Raw genomic sequence first — 18035 nt, forward strand, 5'->3', positions numbered from 1 at the left:
TGTAGATAGTCGTGCCTTCAAACATTCAGGACCAGCATAACGGGGGGGAGTCAATTTCCAGACCGCCTACGTTCTTTGAGAAGCATTTTAACACTGCTTTTGGCTGGGCCACATATTTCTTTGCGTGGTTGACCGTCCTGCTGGTCCTGTACATTGTATGCGTGATAGGGTTCCAGGCGGCTCCGGCAATCAGAGATTATGGATTGGGATTCATCACTGGAACAACCTGGGACTCCAACACGCACAGGTTCGGGGTACTACCCGAGATTTGGGGCACGCTTTACAGTTCGTTGCTGGCTCTGTTCATCGGCGCCTTGTTCGGCGTCGCAGTAGCCGTATTCCTCAGCGAGCATTTTCTTTCCTCGTTTGTGTTTTCAGTGGAAAAGCTTTTCGGTGTTCAGTTTCACCCACTGTGGGCAAGGCTGCCGGACCAGTTGGAGAGCGTCCTTAAAAACCTCATTGAGTTACTGGCGGCTATCCCAAGCGTTGTATATGGACTCTGGGGCATATTCTTCGTCATACCTCTTATCCGTCCCACGTGCAATTGGGTTAGCGAAAATCTCGGATGGATACCAATATTCGGCACGACGCTAAGTGGGCCGGGAATGCTGCCCGCAGCGATAGTGCTCGCTATTATGATTCTACCGACGGTCACGGCAATTAGCCTCAACGCCTTACTTGCCGTCCCGCCCAAACTTCGTGAAGCGTCTTATGGTTTAGGGGCGACCCGTTGGGAAACTATTTTGGCCATTCTTGTTCCAACTGCGTCCAAGGGGATATTTGGGGCTATTATACTGGCTTTTGGCCGTGCATTGGGTGAAACCATGGCATTGGCAATGCTTGTCGGCAACGCAAATGTGATCAGTTGGTCACTGTTTTCCCCGGCCAACACCCTGGCAGCGCTTTTGGCCAACAACTTTCCAGAAGCTGGCCCTAAAGAGGTAGGCGTGCTAATGTTTGCAGCGCTTATTCTGCTCGGCATCACCCTGTTCGTCAACATAGTTGGAGCGCTAATCCTTCAGAAAGCCTCCGAGCCAACAATAGGAGGGCGCTGATGACTGATATCGTCACATCCGTGCCGGTTCCATCCAATAAAGTTAATCCCGACGTGGTTGTCGATGTTGGCGTACTGGAAAAATCCCTGCGCCGGCCGAGGACGGCTTTCAACTACTTGATGAGTTTCCTTACGACATCACTGACTATACTTGCGCTTGTCCCGTTATTTTCAGTTGTGCTGATGCTGGTGGTCAGGGGGGGACAGCGGCTTAGTCTCAGTATGTTTACTGAATTGCCTCCAGTGGCCTTTGAGCATGGTGGGGGGTTTGGAAACGCCATTGTCGGTACCTTGGTGATGGTTGGGATCGCCGCTTTGATCAGTGTCCCGTTCGGCATCCTCAGCGCAATATATCTTGCTGAAATAGCGCCTCAAGCGAAGCTATCCGATGTTGTCCGCATGTGCGCCAAAGTCCTGACCGGTTTTCCCTCCATTCTCGCAGGCGTATTCGCCTACGGGGCAGTGGTCTTGGTTACCGGTGGATTTTCCGCCGTCGCTGGAGGAATTGCATTGTCTATCCTTATGCTTCCCACTGTGATGCTTACAGCGGAAGAGGCTATTCACATGGTTCCTTCAAAAATTAGGGAAGCTGCTTTAGGCATGGGGGCCACACAGACGCAAACAGTGTGGATGGTATTGTTGCCCACAGCCTTTCCAGGCATCCTCACAGGGATAATGCTTGCAATCGCTCGCGCGGCCGGAGAGACAGCTCCCCTTTTGTTCACTGCCTTATTCAGCAATTACTGGATTGTTTCCGGGGGGCGTCTTGATCTGATGCAACCAACCTCCTCCTTAGCCGTATTGATTTATAACTTCTCCGCCATGCCGTTTCAAAATCAGATCGAGCTAGCCTGGGCGGCCGCTCTCGTTTTGGCGCTGCTGGTTTTAACCGTGAATTTGATTGGACAAAGTCTTTCACGTAGGTGACTTCAGGGAGATTGTCATGGCTCATGCAGCAAAAATGCTTTCGTCGGCCCCAAAGCCCAGCAACGGTAACGGGAATGGGGTAGTCATCGACTGCAACATTGATGAATTGTACTACGGTCAGTTAAAAGCCGTACGCGATACCAGGATTCCGATCGAGCGAAATAAGATCACGGCCTTCATTGGACCGTCGGGTTGCGGAAAAAGCACTGTGCTTCGTTGCCTAAACAGGATGAACGATCTCGTGAGGGGTTTTCGCTTTGAAGGGCACGTTCATTTCCAGGGAACGGACATTTATCATCATAACGTCGATCCCGTCGCTGTCAGACGTTACATTGGCATGGTATTCCAACAGCCAAATCCGTTTGCTATGAGTATTTATCGTAACGTGGCGTTTGGTCTCAAACTCAACGGATATAAGGGTAATCGTGAAGAATGTGTCGAACAGGCTTTAAGGGCCGCGGCCCTCTGGGATGAAGTCAGGGACAAATTGCATACTAGCGCTCTTTCTCTATCCGGCGGCCAACAACAGCGCTTGTGTATCGCCAGAGCCATTGCGACGAAGCCGGAGGTGCTCCTCATGGACGAACCCTGTTCGGCCCTGGATCCGATTGCGACTCGAAGGATCGAAGAACTTATGCTCGAACTTAAGGAGAGCTACACAATAGCAATCGTAACCCACAATTTGCAGCAGGCTCAACGTGTCGCTGACAAGACTGGATTTTTATACGTCGACACAACCCAGGGAGGAAGAACGGGCTACTTGGTCGAATTCGGCGCAACTAAACAGGTTTTTGAAGACCCCAAGGAGAAACATACTCAGGATTACATCCATGGTAGATTCAGTTGAAAGAGATTCCGCGGACCGACGATCACAGACAAATCTTAGATTTTAATTTTAGCTATCAGACAGGATCTCACAAAGCAAGCAGACCTCTTGAACGCCTCCGTTTACCTTATGATAAGGCTCACTCCAGGTCTTTCACTACCCCCCTCAAATCCAGTGCGATTAAGGCTCAAATACGTGTGGCTGCGCATGAAGAGTTGGTTCGATGAACATAGTCGAAACTAACCGTTTTCTAACTTGATCCGAGCCCTTCTCTGAGTTAGGAAAAAGATAAATGACAAGCCAATCACTAGCGTTCAAAGAATGCCGGAATTCTCTAGATTAGAGGGGTTAACGCATGAACTACAAAGCCTATTTTGATGGATCTTGCTTTCTAAGCGATTGTGGAATTGGTTACGTTGTTAGGGACCCAGATGGATTCCCTGTCTGCGAAGTCGCTGAATACGTCGGGAGAGGGGACGCCCTGAAAGCCGAATATCTGGCTCTAATGGCTCTAATCCAACGATTGATTTCACTGAAAATTGATCAGGCCGAGATTCACGGTGACAGCCGCACCGTTGTCTGCCAGGTAAATGGTCAAATAAATACTCGTGAAAAGAGCCGTTTTCGTCAAATCATTATGAGCATAAGACGATACTTTAACGACCATCCTGGTTGGAGGCTAAAGTGGATTCCCAGAAAGCAAAATGGAAAGGCGGATTCGCTAGCCACCGAAGGGTTGTGTTTTATTAAATCTGTAAAATGATCTGGTTGAGATCACGACGTAAGGACTCAATTCTAACATGTATGGTAGGAAACCGGAGTGGAGTTAAATGATGTGTTTATTGATCATAGGTGGCAGTGACGCGGGTATCAGCGCTGCGCTCACAGCCAGGGAGATGAGTCCGACAGTCGAAATCACAGTCGTTGTCGCCGACAGCTTTCCGAATTATAGCATTTGCGGTCTGCCTTTTTATCTGAGTGGGGAAACGCCTGAATGGAGCCAGTTAGCGCATCGAAAAATCGGGGAAATCGAGAAAGGGAACATTCGGGTATTAATCAACCATCAAGCCACATCCGTCGATTGCAATGATAAGATGGTAACTTGCTTGACGTCGAGTGGAGAGGAGTTTCACCTTGGATATGACAAGCTTATCCTGGCGACCGGCGCCACATCTTCAAGACCTATGATAATGGGTTTGGATCAACCTGGAGTGTATCCATTGCGCTGGATGGAAGACGGATTTGCCATTCGGGACCACATTACCTCGCGTTTTCCCAAATCTGTTGTAATTGTGGGTGGTGGTTATATTGGTATGGAAATGGCTGACGCTCTCACTCATAGGGGCCTCGCAGTTACAGTGGTGGAGTACGCCGGATCGGTAATGGAAACTGTTGATCCAAGTTTCAGTGGGATAATCAGAGTTGAACTTGAGCGACATAATGTCCAAGTAGTCAACGGTGTGGCCATAGAAGATATCAAACAAGTTGAAGGAGGACTGTGTGTGTCCGGTAGTCCTGATTTTCACATTCTCACAGATATGGTTTTGGTGGCTGCGGGATGTAAACCACGAACCGACTTGGCGGAGAAGATAGGTATAGCCACTGGTGTAAAAAACGCTATTAGAGTCAACAGACGTATGGAGACATCGGTCAAGGATATCTATGCCGCAGGGGACTGTGTTGAAACGTGGCGCCGCATTCTCAATAGAGCGGACTATCTCCCTTTGGGAACTACCGCTCATAAACAGGGCCGTGTCGCCGGCGCAAACGCTGTTGGCGGGGAATATGAATTTTCAGGATCACTGGGAACGCAGGTGGTTAAAATATTTGATTTGGTGGTCGGCCGTACAGGTTTGCGTCAGTCAGAAGCCACCAGGGAAGGATTCACCCCTTTTACAAATGAAATTGAAGTTTGGGATCACAAAGCATACTACCCAGGCGCAAAGAAATTAAAGATCAGTATCACAGCGGATCAGAGCACAAGACGACTTCTAGGCGCTCAAGTCATTGGCTCTTACGGATCGGAAATCGCCAAACGCATTGATGTGCTGGCAACGGCGCTTTTTCACGACATGACCGTGGACGGATTGATTGATCTGGATCTTAGTTACACCCCACCACTGAGCAGCCCGTGGGATCCTGTGCAGATGGCGGCCCAAGCATGGACAGGAAAGGCGGCTAATGGCTATCTCTAACACGCTTTCTGCAATCACGACTTTATGTGTTGCTTTATCCTTTTCCCTATTTCTCTAAACTCTGCTGATTTTTCTTCATCAGAGCCCGCAAAAGACGCTGGATCAGCAGCCAACGCAACCTAACAGAAGCCTCTGGGGAAGATAGCGCTCTTTTCATCGGCATATTTGCTTAAGAAAACTTCAGCGATTTGGCTTGGGCGGTATTCCCCCTGCACCAGAAAATTACCTTTTTCTTGTTCATTCATTGTCTCCTTGTTCGGTATCAACGACAATCGTAAATGTTAACTGTTTGCCCGCTGATCCGAATGGCTAATCAGAATAAACGTTGAAATCCGGTTCTTTTAAGTTTGAGCATATCACCGTCAAAATCCACTGTAGAAGTGTCCTCATGGTAGGCCCAAACCTCAATTTTGGGGATTCTGCCGCTCGGATAAATACGCTTGCCCAGACAAACAGGCGTAACGATTGTATCTCCATACTCAAAGCCGTAATGTGGTTCGAGTATCAGGTCATACAGTTTCGACAGGTCTTGATTGGTTTCGAGTAAAAAATCAACCAGTTTCCTGGAACCTACAGATCGCCAATAACCAAAGAACCGTGTAGGAAGTTCGCCCATGGGGTCCTTAACGATCATCGGGTCAGACAATACCCACGCTTTCCATGGAATTTCCTTCGTATCTACACAACCGGGAACAATAAATTCGCTGAAGAACTCAGTTCCTTTCAAATTTCTCCACTTTGCAATGTGATAATTTTCATTTTCCATTTGACATTCCTTCATAAACTGTAAACAACTCCAATAATTAGGAGGTTAACCGAGATAAGTTTTGAATAAAGGTCATCCGACCTTGCTATAAAACGCTGCTGCAAATTTTTTTCCTGGAAATTGCGTGCTTTCCGGGGGGTAGCGATTACTGTTATTGTCCGCCACTTCTCGATAGAATTCCCACGATTCTTCAAATGCGCAGCTAAAGCATCGGGATTCGGTATACAACCTGGCAGCCTTTCCCATCGCCTTCAAACGAGTTTTGTCCGCTAACAACTTAAGCAATCCCTGTAGTAAAGCAGCGACGTCATCTCCCTTCACTATTATTCCTGTTTCTCCGGGAATGATGTTCTCCTTTGGTCCTCCCTTATCGGTAACAATTACGGGCACACCCGATGCTTGAGATTCCAGCGCTACATTTCCAAAAGTGTCCGTCGTGCTAGGGAATACAAATAGATCCGCAGAAGCGAATATCTCGGCAAGATCCTCACCTTGAACATAACCTGTAAAAACTGTTGGGGTATCCTTGAGCGCTTCAACCATCTCCGTTTTGTACGGTCCATCCCCGACGATAAAGAGTCTGACATCCTTTTTCGATTCAATAAGTTTTTTAAAGGCGCTTACTAGGATCTGGAGGTTCTTTTCTTTTGAAACTCGTCCTACGTACAACAATTTAAGTTCATCTTTGTTCAGGCTATATTTCTCGAGACAACCGTTTCTTTTGGCGGGATGAAACATTTTTTGATCAACCCCTCGAGGCATTATTCTAATTTTGCTACCATTTAATCCCTTTTCCGTGAGTTCTTCGGCGGTGCTTTTCGATGGAGCAAGCACAAGGTCCATCTGATCATAGTACCAAATGGTGTATTTCCACATGACGTCCGCTACCAGGGCGTCATTGGTGAGATACTGGGTGTACTGCGGGAGAGCGGTATGATAGGTCCCTATTAGGGGCAGGTTGAGAATACGAGCTATCGCCAACGCCGCCAGCCCAACCGGTCCAGGTGTCGCGGCATGGATATGTGTGAATTTTTGATTGTAACAATAATTCAGCATTTCAAGAAAAGGCGGGTAGAATAATTTCTGTTCCGGATATTCTGCAAGGGAATAAACTTTTATCGGGTTAAAATTATGTATGCCATCCTCATTTTTCGTTTCGTCCGCATCACAGGTGATAACAGTGTATTTTTTATTCGCCAGCTTAGCGGCCTCAATTTGTCTCTTTAGCGTCGCGGCAACGCCATTAACTTCGTAGAAAGTGTCGGTGAAATGACCCACATTAATTTTTAGCCTGCTGTATTCTGTTTTAGATCTAACCCAGTTTGAGCGAACTTCTTCGCTGAATTGCCTATCTTTGGAGAATATTGAATATGCCAGGAAATAGGGGGCCAGCATGCAGTAAAGTGAGCCTGCGGCGCCGAGGGAATCGAACAGATTCAACACATGCGCCCCGGAGAGACTGTTCATTATATGATCCGCAAAATGGCATAGCACCCTGTTGGACAGGGTGTTTACAAAATCAAACCATTCTTTCTCTATGTTCTCGGAATTCCTATATCCATATTTTAGCATTCCCGATAGCTTGGGGTTGTCCCATAAAAGCTGATCCGCTTCACTTTTCAGGAGGTCCACAATGTTTCTAACGCCGTTATCGGTATGGTTAGGTCGATGTCGGTGATTCCATATATGTCCCAACCTTGCCAAAAGGCGTGGCTGCTGCTTACTCGAGGGGCGCAGGAACCGGTCAAGCAGGCAAAAAATCATGTCACTATGAACATATTTTTCCAGATCAAACTTTCTTCCATAAAACTGGTAAGCAATACTGTAAATGGTATGCGCCAGAGATAGCGGCGAAGATTTTGTCCCGACGGTATTGCTTTCGCCGCATTCAATCCCATTGAAAAACGACTGTAAATCTGAAGCCTTACCGACTTCAGTGTAACAACCTGCTAGAGTCAGTGATCCGTGATCGTCCGACCCTCCGACAAGGTTTTTTTGCCACGATATCTTATGAATTGGCTTCAGATTGTGTTTCCTGGCCAGTCTATCGATCGTCTCAGGGTTCAAGCTGGACACCAACAGGCGAAGGCATTCGTTTTGCTCTTCGCTACGGGCCCCGTTTAATTCAAGGTTTTTGAAAAGAAGCAGACCTTTTTCAAAGTTTTCGATTGTCAGCTTCGAATTGACCGAATATAGGGGATGGGCCCACGCATGAAAAATGCGCTGTTGATTCAGATAAGTAATGAGCGAATAGACATTTTCTCGCAGTTTCTGGATGTTGTAATGGTCTTTTTCTGTTATTTTGTAGACAAGGACATGAAGCTTGCACCCGTCCTCAGGGAAATACGTGGTTACCTCCTCGCTTACGAAAACGCCTTTTAGCCCCAGTATCTCCTGGCATCCCTCAATGCTGTTGTGATCGGTTATTGTGACCAATGACATCCCTTTTTTCTTGGTTATCTCATAGATATGAAGAGGTTCAGTAAAGCTTTCAGGGGAACCTACTTTCTTAAGTATCCATTCCGAAGGCCGTTTGGAGAACTTGGAGTGGCAATGCAAATCAATTTTCATGCTGTTCTACCTTTTTAAAACAGTTGAAGTTTGTGTTGATAAAGCCTATTCGACCAAAACGGATTCACCGGCGTTCACGACGTCTCCTGCCTTCACCTTGATTTTCATGCCAGGCAGGTCCGGAAGTATAAGGTCCACCTGGGAGCCTATCCGTATCATACCGTAAACCTCCCCTTTACTCAGTCCACTGCCCTCAGGCGCATAAGTGTCGATACCACTGACATGACCACCTGCAATCTGGACGACATAAGTAGAAATTGGTTGTCCTTTGAATAGCCCAATTATGCGGGTTACGGTTCGCTCATTTTCTACTATGTGTTTGCTGTTCCAATAATAGGGTTGGACATTGAAGATAGTCCTGAACTGCATTGAGCCCATGTTGAGGTTCTTGGTCTTTGCGGGATAGTGACGTACAAAATCGACTCTGCCCTCTATTGGGGAGCGGTTATAATGGACATTCAACGGACTCATGAACGTGCCAATCAGCACTTTTGGCATGGAGACATCTTCTTTGATTATGTCGGATATCTTGGCCGAAAGACCCTGCTTTATTACAATTACGTCGTCATCCGACACGAGGCGTTTGACATAAACAATGGTTCCGTCGGCGGGGCTTACAATGTTGTCACCTGGCGGAATTGACCGAGATGGATTCCGAAAAAACCAAACGTAGCGCCAAAAGAGAAAAGTCACCGCTAGCAAAGCGATGATTACGCCGCCTACTATCATCAATGTTTTAATTCTTTCCATACATCCGGCTCTAGAATTCGAACGAGCGCCACACCTGATGAAAAGGGGAAATCAATGACCTGAAACGCCTTTTCATATCTCTGCAACAACTTTAGCCATCGTTTCACCCCCGCATGTCGTATCATTTCCCTGATATAGATGTTGGAATCGTGCAGAAAGACGTAGGTGTTCGAGCAAGACTTTTTCAAAACCTCCACGAAATCGTGTTTTACATGTTTGTAATCATGGGCGCCGTCGATAAACGCCACATTAATTTCGGATAATCGTAGATCTTCGTACGACTGAAAAAACTCGTCGCTGCACATTCTGTAGTGCGTGACTATTTGATCCACATTAAATCTTTGAAAATGACTTTGCACAGTCTCTGAATCGTCCCAATTCCCTCTTCCTCCAAGTGTCTTGAAAGGACCATCCTTAAGTAATGAATACGAAGGATCAACAAACGTCAAAGCGCCAAAACCATTGTCTCTAATCCCGAGCGCAAGACAAACAACACTGAATCCATATCCGGAACCTATTACCAACGTGTGTTTGGGACGCAGCGCCCTGATAACGCCGTAATAGATGAACCCAAAACCGAGGTTAAGCTTGTCCGCTTGCTGATGATGTCCCAGAGGTTTGGCGTGATCAAAAATGTCTCGAAGAACAAATGAATTAAGACTGAACTCTCCCATGGATCCTTTGCCTCCTGCTTCCAAAAGAATTCGAGTGTTTCCTGTTAGGATTTGCTCCGCTCTTGGGTTGATTCAATTTATGAAAGGTTCCCATTCTATTAAACGGACTATTACGGCCTAGGCGTTAGGTTGGTATTAGGGACTTGTTAGTATTGCGTTGAGAATTTTTTCAGGACGTTAAGGGGATTATTGGGACAAGGAAAATTCGGCGAATTCATATTCTTCCCCAATGGGAAGCTTCTCGTCCTTAGCAAAAAACTATCCAATCCTTAATGTTCGGCTAACATGAAGCAGGCGTAATTAATCCATCTAATTTCCGGGAAGGTCGCAGGAATCGCTTGTAAATGACACTCGGTATCGAACGACGCACGATAATCTCGCTGGGACAGGGTCACAATTTTTCAATGAGAAATCTCCGAGAGATTCTCGGATGTCACGGAACCTCAGACGTCATAGACCCAAAATCAATTCCATTCGGGATCGACGACGTCACGGCCGGATCTGAAACTGAACTTCAAGCGGCAGTATTGGGAAAAACGGATTGCGTTGACCTGCCCATACGGATAAGAGAATCCAATTATTTCGCCAATATCGTGAGACGAGCCGCCTCTGGAGATACTTCCAGACAAGCCATAACGGAACTTGAGAAATACCTGTACGACAATCCGGAAAACATGTGGGAAAATAGTTGGGTCAGATTCCCCTTTTCATGTCTTAATCAATCCGCCAGAGAAATATTTGATTATGATTTGCTCTCGGACAAGCGTAAATCCGGCGGCACGTTAAGGACCGACGCTCACAAGTTTGTGTACCTTGATCAGGGGAAAGAATTCCTCCGTGTACCGATAAGCTACGTTATGAAACTCGCCTTGGCTGACGTAATCGGTTCACAAAAAGGGCTTCCTGAACTAATTCACTTTACTGGGACCCGCTTGATGGAGCACTTGTTGAACGATAACACGTCGCCTGAGACATTTTCTTTCAATGTGGTTCCTATTAGGCGGGAGTTGGAACTGGGCCGCTCCTTAGCCAAGGAGACCTCAAAAAGGTATCTCCTCACACAACTCCTCATCATGTATGCGAACAAGAAGTTCTTGCTTGAAGCTAACGGGCAGAAAGCCCTTCTGTATTTTTCCCCGCACCCTCCTACCCGTCAAAAAAAGCTCAACGATTGTATTTCGGACTCTTTTTACAGAGATCTGTTTATGAGCCCGTGCTTAAATGGATGGGACACTGGCCAAACAAAGCAGGATTATATGTGCTTGTGCCATCAAGTTCTCAGTCGCAGTCAACTCAACGCTGTGGCCAAACTTAGAGAAGCGGGCATAATTAATCGAAATCTGGTAGTCCTGCCAAATGTTTCCAATATTAGTCTCGCAAACAATGGGACTCACGTAAGCCTAGGGAGCGTTAAACTTACCCGGCGCCTTTCGAGTAGCTCTTCCGGATTCACTGCCGCTCATGAGAAATTTCTGGGAGACTTAGTCATCAAAATTGTGGAGCATTTCCTGCCCCTGTTTGTCGGCACATACAGCGCAGCTCCGTACAGACTCGGCTTCCCGGATTTTCACCCGGAGAAAGTCCTCGGTTTCTTACCGCACGAACTTGATTATACACATTTGAGAATGATCTGGCGGCGTTGGAAGAAAAAGGCCAAACTTAATATTTTGGGGCAACCGGTTACTCCTTTTGGAATCTCGCCGATAGACAAAGCGCTAACGACGCTGTTTCGGGTAAAAGGAGATTTTGTCCCTGATTTCAGGCTTATAGACTATCTAATCTCAGTCATGAGCACAAATGAAAGTCCAGGATTGGACGGAAAACTCGGCAATACTGACAGGCTCAAGAAAGACCTTTCCGATCTTGGTGTCTTCGACGAGAAGATGGCTCCATATTTCCTATATCGTCTGCGAGAATTCTCCAAAATGGGGTTCTCCGGTTTTGAGGGACGTCATTACAGTCTTTTCGGAAATCTTGAAAACGACATGGCAAACGCCGTTAATCTTCAACTCCTCGTTACAACTCTAGCCTTCAAACTTGCATTGCTTGGGGAGGTTTCGCATCGGCACATTCCCGATGATCCTTTCATAGAAAGTGAACGCAGGCAGATCTTCTTTGGATCGGCAATCGGCATCCCAACTTTTTATGTACGAATCGGCACGCCTAACCTCTTTATGAAACGAATCCTTGAATATACGCGAGGATTGCGCCAAAGCAGACGATATCCCGGTTATATGCGAGTCTATAACCAGGAGTACCTTCTCGGGCTCACCAGGCTGCTCCAAGCGGAAGCCGCCGATCTCATTGAAATGTTCGATCTCAAAAACCTGTTAGACGACCTGTTAAACAGGCTGAAAAACCCATCGCAATTTTCTGTTGCCGGACGTCTGACTTCGGCCATTCTAGATATCTCAGCGGCTAAATCGCCTATGAAGTTAAATGCCGAAACCTTTAACTTGTCCGCAGAAACTTACTATCGATCGACGCTAAAAAAGAATCATGTTCTGGAAGGCCTCAACTTTCTTCATGAAGACCTAAGTTCGTTAGACTCAAACCAGGCTTTTCTGAAACAAGATTATCGTGAAGCTATTCACTACGTGGTCAAAGATCGGGATACGCGAAAGTTTCTTGAAGATATCAGCGAAGATGTTCTGAGTGAATCCGTTCCTTTGGACATCATAGAGAAACTCATAAACCTCATTGTCATTACCATTCACAGCGATGCGGATGAACCTTTTAAAAACATTAGGAGAATTGAAATACATGATAATGATGAGCCACCAGTTTGTGGAGAGAGAAACTGGGAGGATCAGGACGGAAAAACTTATTGGAGATAAAGCTATCCAATTTCTTTATTCGTCCGCAAGAGAAAGGGCCCCTTTTCTTTTCCGGGCAGTAACAAGCGCTCGATTTTCAAGTGAGCTTCTATCATTTCTGAAATTCGACATGAGAATTTGGTTGTTTTCAAGACGCTCGTTAGAGGCTCTTGGAATAAATTTAGATGATTGCCTTCACCCAGAAGAATTTATAACGATGCGACGTGTCTTTGAACGCCAAATTCGTTACTGGGAATGCCGGCCAATGGATCAATGTCCCACATCAGTTGTTTGTCCCGCCGATTCCAGGGTTATTGTCGGGTCGTTGAACGACACATCTAATCTATTCCTAAAGGGAAAATTCTTTGATTACGAAGAACTCCTGGGAAAGGACAAACTGCAATGGCTCGAAGCCTTCCGAAATGGAGATTTCGCCATTTTCAGGTTAACTCCGGAAAAATATCATTACAACCATACCCCTGTCGCAGGGGCGGTGGTAGATTTTTATGAAATCTCCGGTGGTTATCATTCGTGCAACCCATCTGCGGTCATAAATGTCGTAACGCCATTTTCGAAAAACAAACGTGTAGTTACCATAATTGATTCCGATGTTCCAGGTGGGACAGGCGTCGGACTCGTCGCGATGCTGGAAGTTGTGGCGCTCATGATCGGTGACGTAGTTCCGGCATATAGCGAAACACAATATGACAATCCGAAAAAGATAATCCCGGGGATGTTCTTGAAAAAAGGGGCCCCTAAAAGTCTTTATCGTCCGGGTAGCAGTACTGATCTTTTGATATTTCAGCCCAACCGAATAAGATTTTCTGACGATCTGCTCAGAAATCTTACTCTTACAAATGTGAAGAGCCGATTCTCGGCAGGTTTTGGAAAGCCGTTGGTAGAAACGGACATCAAAGTCAGGGCTACCATAGGTAAAGCGATTTTTGAGTTGGAGTGTTAAACGTGTGGCCAGCTTAATTAACCAACGTTCCATTTCCTCATGAAATATAATAAATCGACTCGGAGAAAGATGGATGTATGAAGTAGTTTTTGTCCTCAGTTTAGGCATGGTCTTCATTTCACTATTGGGCTGGGCTTTCAAGGCCCTACCTCAAGAAAATTGGCAAATTCTCGCAACGGTTCCTTTAACTAAACAGGGACCTCAAAATTGGAAGGGGCTCAACCTGACATACTATGGCCTTTTCATAGCCATAGCCACCGTTATCAGTGTATCCATCCTACTGGTTCTTACATCGGCTGTTCTTGTGCCGATTACGTTGACCTTCCTTGTCGTGGCGTTTGTTCTGTTGATCGGACTGGTCGCGTCAAGAGCCGTCGCATCACTGGTAGAACACAAACCGCATACATTTACTATTGCAGGGGCGTGTTTTGCAGGAGTTTTTATTGTCCCTCCGATTGTTTTCATTCTTGATCGTTTCATTATTCCGGAGCAAAATCATCTCCCGGTCATTCCAGTTTTGGCTTCTCTCGCTATTGCTTACGCCATTGGGGAAGGTATAGGGCGATTAGCTTGTATCAGCTTCGGTTGCTGTTATGGAAAGCCTTTATCTGAATGTCACCCGATTATGGGACGTTTCTTGGGTAGATATGGCCTTGTATTTACTGGAAAACTTAAGAAAATAGCTTATGAAGGGGGGCTTGACGGTAAATGCGTTGCGCCTGTCCAAGCGATTACAGCCGTCTTATATGTTACGGCAGGCTTAGTTGCGACTTTGTTTTTTCTAAAGAACTATTATTCAGTGGCGCTCATATTGACGATAGTTGTTACCCAATCGTGGCGAATTTTATCGGAAACCTTAAGGGCAGATTACAGGGGGCCGGGAAATTTTACCGCGTATCAGATCATGGCTTCGGTCTCAATGGCTTATGTCGTAATCGTGGCCTATCTACTGGGTAGCGGCGCTAATCCTGACGCGAGCTTGGGAATGGGGTTGGCTTCTTTATGGAACCCCGCTGTCATTATTTTTCTTCAAGTCGTTGGGTTAGTGGTCTTTTTGTACACTGGGCGAAGTATGGTTACAGCGGCGACCATTTCTTTTCATATAGTTAGAGACAGGATTTGATAATGATACTGTAAATCCTGCTAAAACCTGGCGTCAAAATTTCGCTGACCCTAAATTATTTTGAGGCGCCATGGCCATGGCGAACTATATCGCCAGTCACCATATAGATGACATCTTCAGCAATATTTGTCGAATGATCCGCAATCCTCTCCAGGTGTCTTGAAACCAGAAATAAATGGGTAAGAGCCTTCCGTCTCTCCAACTCCACGTTGACCCTATCTTCGAAGTCTCGGTGTAATTTGTGTTTCATCATGTCCACCTCGTCGTCTTCAGCTAAGACTTGAGTAGCCAAAGCTTCATCTTCATTCACGAAGGAGTCGATGGACTGTTTCAGCATGTTTTCGGCTTTCTTCGCCATTATATAGTAATCATCCGGCACATTCAGCGGGCTTTCAGAAGCGAGGATAAGCGCTGTTTGAGCTATGTTCACAGCGAGATCTCCAATACGCTCGAGCTGGTTGATTATTTTCAGAACCCCGGTTATCAGCCTGAGATCTAAGGCTACCGGCTGATGTAAAGCGAGGATCTCCAGACAGTTTTCTTCAATCTCTATTTCAATTCGATCAATTTCCTTGTCACCTTGTATAATGGAATTCGCCAGTTCCTGGTCTCTATCTCTAATGGCTTTTATCGCCGATACGACGCTTTCCTCAACTATAACGGCTAATGAAATGAGTCGTTCTTTAAGTAATTCGCTTTTTCGATGGAGCCTGACACGCGGCACATTGGTCATTAATTGTTCCTCCGCTATTCATCGGACTAGAAACCCTTGGACCTTCCCTGGATCATTGAATCAGATTATTCCGAGAAGTCACCTACAGAAATTACCCAAAACGTCCAGTGACGTATTCCATTGTCTTTTTAACTTTTGGGTTGGTGAACATTGCAGTGGTTTCACCATATTCAATCAATTTGCCGAGGTACATAAAAGCCGTGTTGTCCGAGACACGGGCTGCCTGTTGCATGTTGTGGGTAACAATTATTATTGAGTAGGCGCCTTTGAGTTCATCGATCAAGTCTTCAATTTTAGCGGTGGCTACCGGGTCAAGGGCAGAACAGGGTTCATCCATTAACAGAACCTCCGGCTCCCCAACAATCGCTCTTGCTATGCACAGTCGTTGCTGCTGTCCGCCGGACAGGCCCAAGGCGTTGGCCTTGAGTCTATCTTTAACCTCGTCCCAAAGAGCCCCGTTCTGTAAGGCCTGTATAACCGCCTCATCCAGGACTTTGTGGTCTCGAACTCCATCCACCCTCAAAGGATATGCCACGTTTTCCCAAATAGACATGGGAAACGGGTTTGGTTTTTGAAAAACCATTCCCATGGTTTTTCTCAACGCTATTACGTCCACTCCGGATCCGTAAATATCCTCTTCGTCCAGGACAATCTTTCCGCTTATTGTCAATCCGTCAATCAAGTCATTCATGCGATTTATAGATCTCAACAGAGTTGATTTTCCGCAACCGGACGGACCTATAAGGGCGGTTACCAACCCTCTTTCTACTGTCATGTTAACGTCAAAAAGCGCTTGTGATTTGGAGTACCACAAGTTGAAATCTTCAATCGAGAGCAACCTCCCCTGTTGACCTCTCCTTTCATGGTACACAGTTGAGTTTGTTGTCTCATATCTGGAGGTCATAAAGGGTCTCCTAAAAATGCCCGGTGAAAAACTTTCGTTTCAGGCGGTTTCGTACAATAATCGAAGCCACGTTCATCGCAAATACCAGTGTAATCAATAACAATGTCGTGACATAAACCATTGGAATTGCGGCCTCCGAATTTCGTGATTGAAACGCAAGGTCAAAAATATGGAATCCAAGATGCATAAAACTTCTTTCCAGATGTATATAAGGAGGAAACTGATCGATTGGCAACTCCGGAGCCATTTTTACTACTCCCACGAGCATGAGCGGCGCAACTTCACCTGCGCCTCGAGCCATAGCCAGAATCAACCCTGTCATGATACCGGGCATGGCCCTTGGCAATACTATGCGTCTAATCGTTTGCCACTTTGACGCGCCACATGCCAGGGAACCCTCCCGCATGGACTGTGGCACAGCGGCCAGCGCCTCCTCAGTAGCGACGATCACGACAGGCACAGTAAGGAGGGCAAGAGTAAGGGAGGCCCAAAGCAAACCTCCCGTCCCAAAGGTAGGGTTTGGGAACCTCTCCGGAAAGAAAATCTGATCTATGCTAACCCCAAGGACGTAAGCAAAAAAGCCAAGGCCGAAGACTCCATAGACTATCGAAGGAACCCCGGCCAGATTATTAACGCATACTCGTATTATTGAAACCAAGCGTCCCTGTTTGGCGTATTCTCTCAAATACAGGGCGGTCACGACCCCAAAAGGAGCGACTAGCAAAGCCATAAGAACCGTCATGCAAAAAGTTCCGAAAATCGCCGGTAAGACACCGCCTTCTGTATTCGCCTCTCTAGGCTCCTGAGTCAGAAATTCTACCCATCTTGAAAAATAAACACCTAGGCGTTGCCCGAACGAAAGCTGATTTGCAGGATAGAATCTCACGATGTCGGAGATTTTCATCCGCTTTTCTTTATTGTTAACATCCAACATCGTAATTGTGTACTTGGAGTCTACCCGCCTAAGCGCTTCGGCTTCGTTGGATAGTTCACGATATTGGGTTTCGAGTTTCCCTTCAGCGGCTTTGTATTTTTTTTCGGCTTTGGCATACGCTTGGCTGTCAAGTCCATTTTCAAGTTCAACCTTCTTTAGACTTAACCGATCTTTCTCAAGATAATGGTTTACAGTCGCAATTTCGCCCTGTTCGATCCCTTTGATTCTCAGTCGGCGTTTTTCAGCTTCGCGATGCAATTTTTTGAGTTCATCCCAGGACATGCCTTTAGGACCAATCTTTTTACCATCAAGATCAAGCGATCCTATTCTGCCTATAAAGGGTCCCCATTCCATTCTCTCGACATAAACCATGTCTTTTGGTTCGGAGACGCTTTCAATTTCATAAGCCGGCACCCACTTATAATCTTCGTTGTAGAGGTCAAAATTGCCCGTCTTGAAAAGCAGCCTCTTGAGAAAACCCTTATTGTTTTCCATTTCGTTAGTCGCTTTTTGGGGCAATGACGCAACGTTGTCGCTTTCGGGTTTATAAAGGTCCGGTCGCATCAATTCGCCCGCCACTGACGAGCCGTTTGTCAGTTTTACGACCTGAATTTTATCCGGATAAAAAGTTAACAACCCATGGTAAGAAATCAGGACGACAAACCCGACAATCATCACCAAACCGATCACCAACGCCCCACCCAGTATCCATATGAACGGCTCCCCCTTCGCCTTGAAATCTCGATTGCGTCGGCGGGTCAAGTTAATGTTTGGTTTTTCTTCGGTTTGATTTTCCATGTT

The 18035-nt window shown here is 46.3% G+C and carries 16 protein-coding genes; 8 read left to right on the plus strand and 8 right to left on the minus strand.

Annotation, left to right across the window (positions count from 1 at the left end; all coding sequences use genetic code 11):
- Nucleotides 1-11: 11 nt before the first annotated feature.
- The 5 genes from pstC to WC647_01920 all read left to right on the plus strand — a co-directional run bounded on the left by pstC (nt 12) and on the right by WC647_01920 (nt 5002).
- A complete protein-coding gene (pstC, locus tag WC647_01900) occupies nt 12-1055 on the plus strand; it encodes a phosphate ABC transporter permease subunit PstC (GenBank protein MFA6221047.1) in 1044 nt (347 codons plus the stop codon).
- Nucleotides 1055-1981, plus strand: a complete 927-nt coding sequence (gene pstA / locus WC647_01905; GenBank protein ID MFA6221048.1) for a phosphate ABC transporter permease PstA — start codon at nt 1055-1057, stop codon at nt 1979-1981. The genes pstC and pstA (WC647_01905) overlap by 1 nt, the downstream gene beginning before the upstream one ends.
- A 16-nt stretch (nt 1982-1997) precedes the next feature.
- On the plus strand, nt 1998-2828 hold the full coding sequence (gene pstB, locus WC647_01910) for a phosphate ABC transporter ATP-binding protein PstB (protein ID MFA6221049.1): 831 nt from the start codon (nt 1998-2000) through the stop codon (nt 2826-2828).
- A 334-nt stretch (nt 2829-3162) separates the two neighbouring features.
- Nucleotides 3163-3570 carry a ribonuclease HI family protein gene (locus WC647_01915; protein ID MFA6221050.1) on the plus strand — a complete coding sequence of 136 codons (408 nt, stop codon included), beginning with the start codon at nt 3163-3165 and terminating at the stop codon, nt 3568-3570.
- Nucleotides 3571-3637: 67 nt separating this feature from the next.
- Nucleotides 3638-5002, plus strand: coding sequence for an FAD-dependent oxidoreductase (locus tag WC647_01920; GenBank protein ID MFA6221051.1), 1365 nt, complete (start codon nt 3638-3640; stop codon nt 5000-5002).
- A 119-nt stretch (nt 5003-5121) separates the two neighbouring features.
- Here the strand turns inward: WC647_01920 and WC647_01925 are convergent, their stop codons facing one another.
- From WC647_01925 to WC647_01945, 5 genes are all read right to left on the minus strand, one after another.
- Nucleotides 5122-5247, minus strand: a complete 126-nt coding sequence (locus WC647_01925; GenBank protein MFA6221052.1) for a hypothetical protein — start codon at nt 5245-5247, stop codon at nt 5122-5124.
- A 68-nt stretch (nt 5248-5315) separates the two neighbouring features.
- The gene (locus WC647_01930; protein ID MFA6221053.1) at nt 5316-5768 is read right to left on the minus strand and encodes a hypothetical protein; all 453 of its coding nucleotides are present in this window, start codon (nt 5766-5768) and stop codon (nt 5316-5318) included.
- Between the two features lie 72 nt (nt 5769-5840).
- Complete coding sequence (locus WC647_01935) at nt 5841-8339, minus strand: glycosyltransferase (GenBank protein MFA6221054.1); 2499 nt, start codon at nt 8337-8339, stop codon at nt 5841-5843.
- A 45-nt stretch (nt 8340-8384) separates the two neighbouring features.
- A complete protein-coding gene (locus WC647_01940) occupies nt 8385-9089 on the minus strand; it encodes a phosphatidylserine decarboxylase (protein MFA6221055.1) in 705 nt (234 codons plus the stop codon).
- Complete coding sequence (locus WC647_01945; protein ID MFA6221056.1) at nt 9068-9763, minus strand: class I SAM-dependent methyltransferase; 696 nt, start codon at nt 9761-9763, stop codon at nt 9068-9070. The genes WC647_01940 and WC647_01945 overlap by 22 nt, the downstream gene beginning before the upstream one ends.
- Before the next feature lie 344 nt (nt 9764-10107).
- On the opposite strand from WC647_01945, the gene WC647_01950 reads away from it, so the two are divergent.
- The 3 genes from WC647_01950 (at nt 10108) to WC647_01960 (ending at nt 14663) form a co-directional block, all read left to right on the plus strand.
- Nucleotides 10108-12600: a hypothetical protein gene (locus WC647_01950; GenBank protein MFA6221057.1), complete on the plus strand. Its 2493-nt coding sequence runs from the start codon at nt 10108-10110 to the stop codon at nt 12598-12600.
- 196 nt (nt 12601-12796) lie between these two features.
- Nucleotides 12797-13540, plus strand: a complete 744-nt coding sequence (locus WC647_01955; protein ID MFA6221058.1) for a phosphatidylserine decarboxylase — start codon at nt 12797-12799, stop codon at nt 13538-13540.
- Nucleotides 13541-13613: 73 nt separating this feature from the next.
- A complete protein-coding gene (locus WC647_01960; protein MFA6221059.1) occupies nt 13614-14663 on the plus strand; it encodes a prolipoprotein diacylglyceryl transferase family protein in 1050 nt (349 codons plus the stop codon).
- Nucleotides 14664-14718: 55 nt separating this feature from the next.
- Here WC647_01960 and phoU read toward each other — a convergent pair whose 3' ends face one another.
- The 3 genes from phoU to pstA (WC647_01975) all read right to left on the minus strand — a co-directional run bounded on the left by phoU (nt 14719) and on the right by pstA (WC647_01975) (nt 18032).
- On the minus strand, nt 14719-15396 hold the full coding sequence (gene phoU / locus WC647_01965) for a phosphate signaling complex protein PhoU (GenBank protein ID MFA6221060.1): 678 nt from the start codon (nt 15394-15396) through the stop codon (nt 14719-14721).
- 91 nt (nt 15397-15487) lie between these two features.
- Nucleotides 15488-16300, minus strand: coding sequence for a phosphate ABC transporter ATP-binding protein PstB (gene pstB / locus WC647_01970; protein ID MFA6221061.1), 813 nt, complete (start codon nt 16298-16300; stop codon nt 15488-15490).
- A 10-nt stretch (nt 16301-16310) separates the two neighbouring features.
- Entirely contained in the window at nt 16311-18032 is a 1722-nt protein-coding gene (gene pstA, locus WC647_01975) for a phosphate ABC transporter permease PstA (protein MFA6221062.1), read from the minus strand.
- Nucleotides 18033-18035 lie beyond the last annotated feature (3 nt).

It is taken from the genome of Desulfomonilaceae bacterium, assembly GCA_041662605.1.
GTDB lineage: Bacteria > Desulfobacterota > Desulfomonilia > Desulfomonilales > Desulfomonilaceae > CAJBEZ01.

Coding starts and splice junctions, on each gene's coding strand:
- pstA (MFA6221048.1), top strand. CDS start 1,055: ATGACTGATATCGTCACATCCGTGCCGGTTCCATCCAATAAAGTTAAT.
- pstB (MFA6221049.1), top strand. CDS start 1,998: ATGGCTCATGCAGCAAAAATGCTTTCGTCGGCCCCAAAGCCCAGCAAC.
- WC647_01915 (MFA6221050.1), top strand. CDS start 3,163: ATGAACTACAAAGCCTATTTTGATGGATCTTGCTTTCTAAGCGATTGT.
- WC647_01920 (MFA6221051.1), top strand. CDS start 3,638: ATGATGTGTTTATTGATCATAGGTGGCAGTGACGCGGGTATCAGCGCT.
- WC647_01925 (MFA6221052.1), bottom strand. CDS start 5,247: ATGAATGAACAAGAAAAAGGTAATTTTCTGGTGCAGGGGGAATACCGC.
- WC647_01930 (MFA6221053.1), bottom strand. CDS start 5,768: ATGGAAAATGAAAATTATCACATTGCAAAGTGGAGAAATTTGAAAGGA.
- WC647_01935 (MFA6221054.1), bottom strand. CDS start 8,339: ATGAAAATTGATTTGCATTGCCACTCCAAGTTCTCCAAACGGCCTTCG.
- WC647_01940 (MFA6221055.1), bottom strand. CDS start 9,089: ATGGAAAGAATTAAAACATTGATGATAGTAGGCGGCGTAATCATCGCT.
- WC647_01945 (MFA6221056.1), bottom strand. CDS start 9,763: ATGGGAGAGTTCAGTCTTAATTCATTTGTTCTTCGAGACATTTTTGAT.
- WC647_01950 (MFA6221057.1), top strand. CDS start 10,108: ATGACACTCGGTATCGAACGACGCACGATAATCTCGCTGGGACAGGGT.
- WC647_01955 (MFA6221058.1), top strand. CDS start 12,797: ATGCGACGTGTCTTTGAACGCCAAATTCGTTACTGGGAATGCCGGCCA.
- WC647_01960 (MFA6221059.1), top strand. CDS start 13,614: ATGTATGAAGTAGTTTTTGTCCTCAGTTTAGGCATGGTCTTCATTTCA.
- phoU (MFA6221060.1), bottom strand. CDS start 15,396: ATGACCAATGTGCCGCGTGTCAGGCTCCATCGAAAAAGCGAATTACTT.
- pstB (MFA6221061.1), bottom strand. CDS start 16,300: ATGACCTCCAGATATGAGACAACAAACTCAACTGTGTACCATGAAAGG.
- pstA (MFA6221062.1), bottom strand. CDS start 18,032: ATGGAAAATCAAACCGAAGAAAAACCAAACATTAACTTGACCCGCCGA.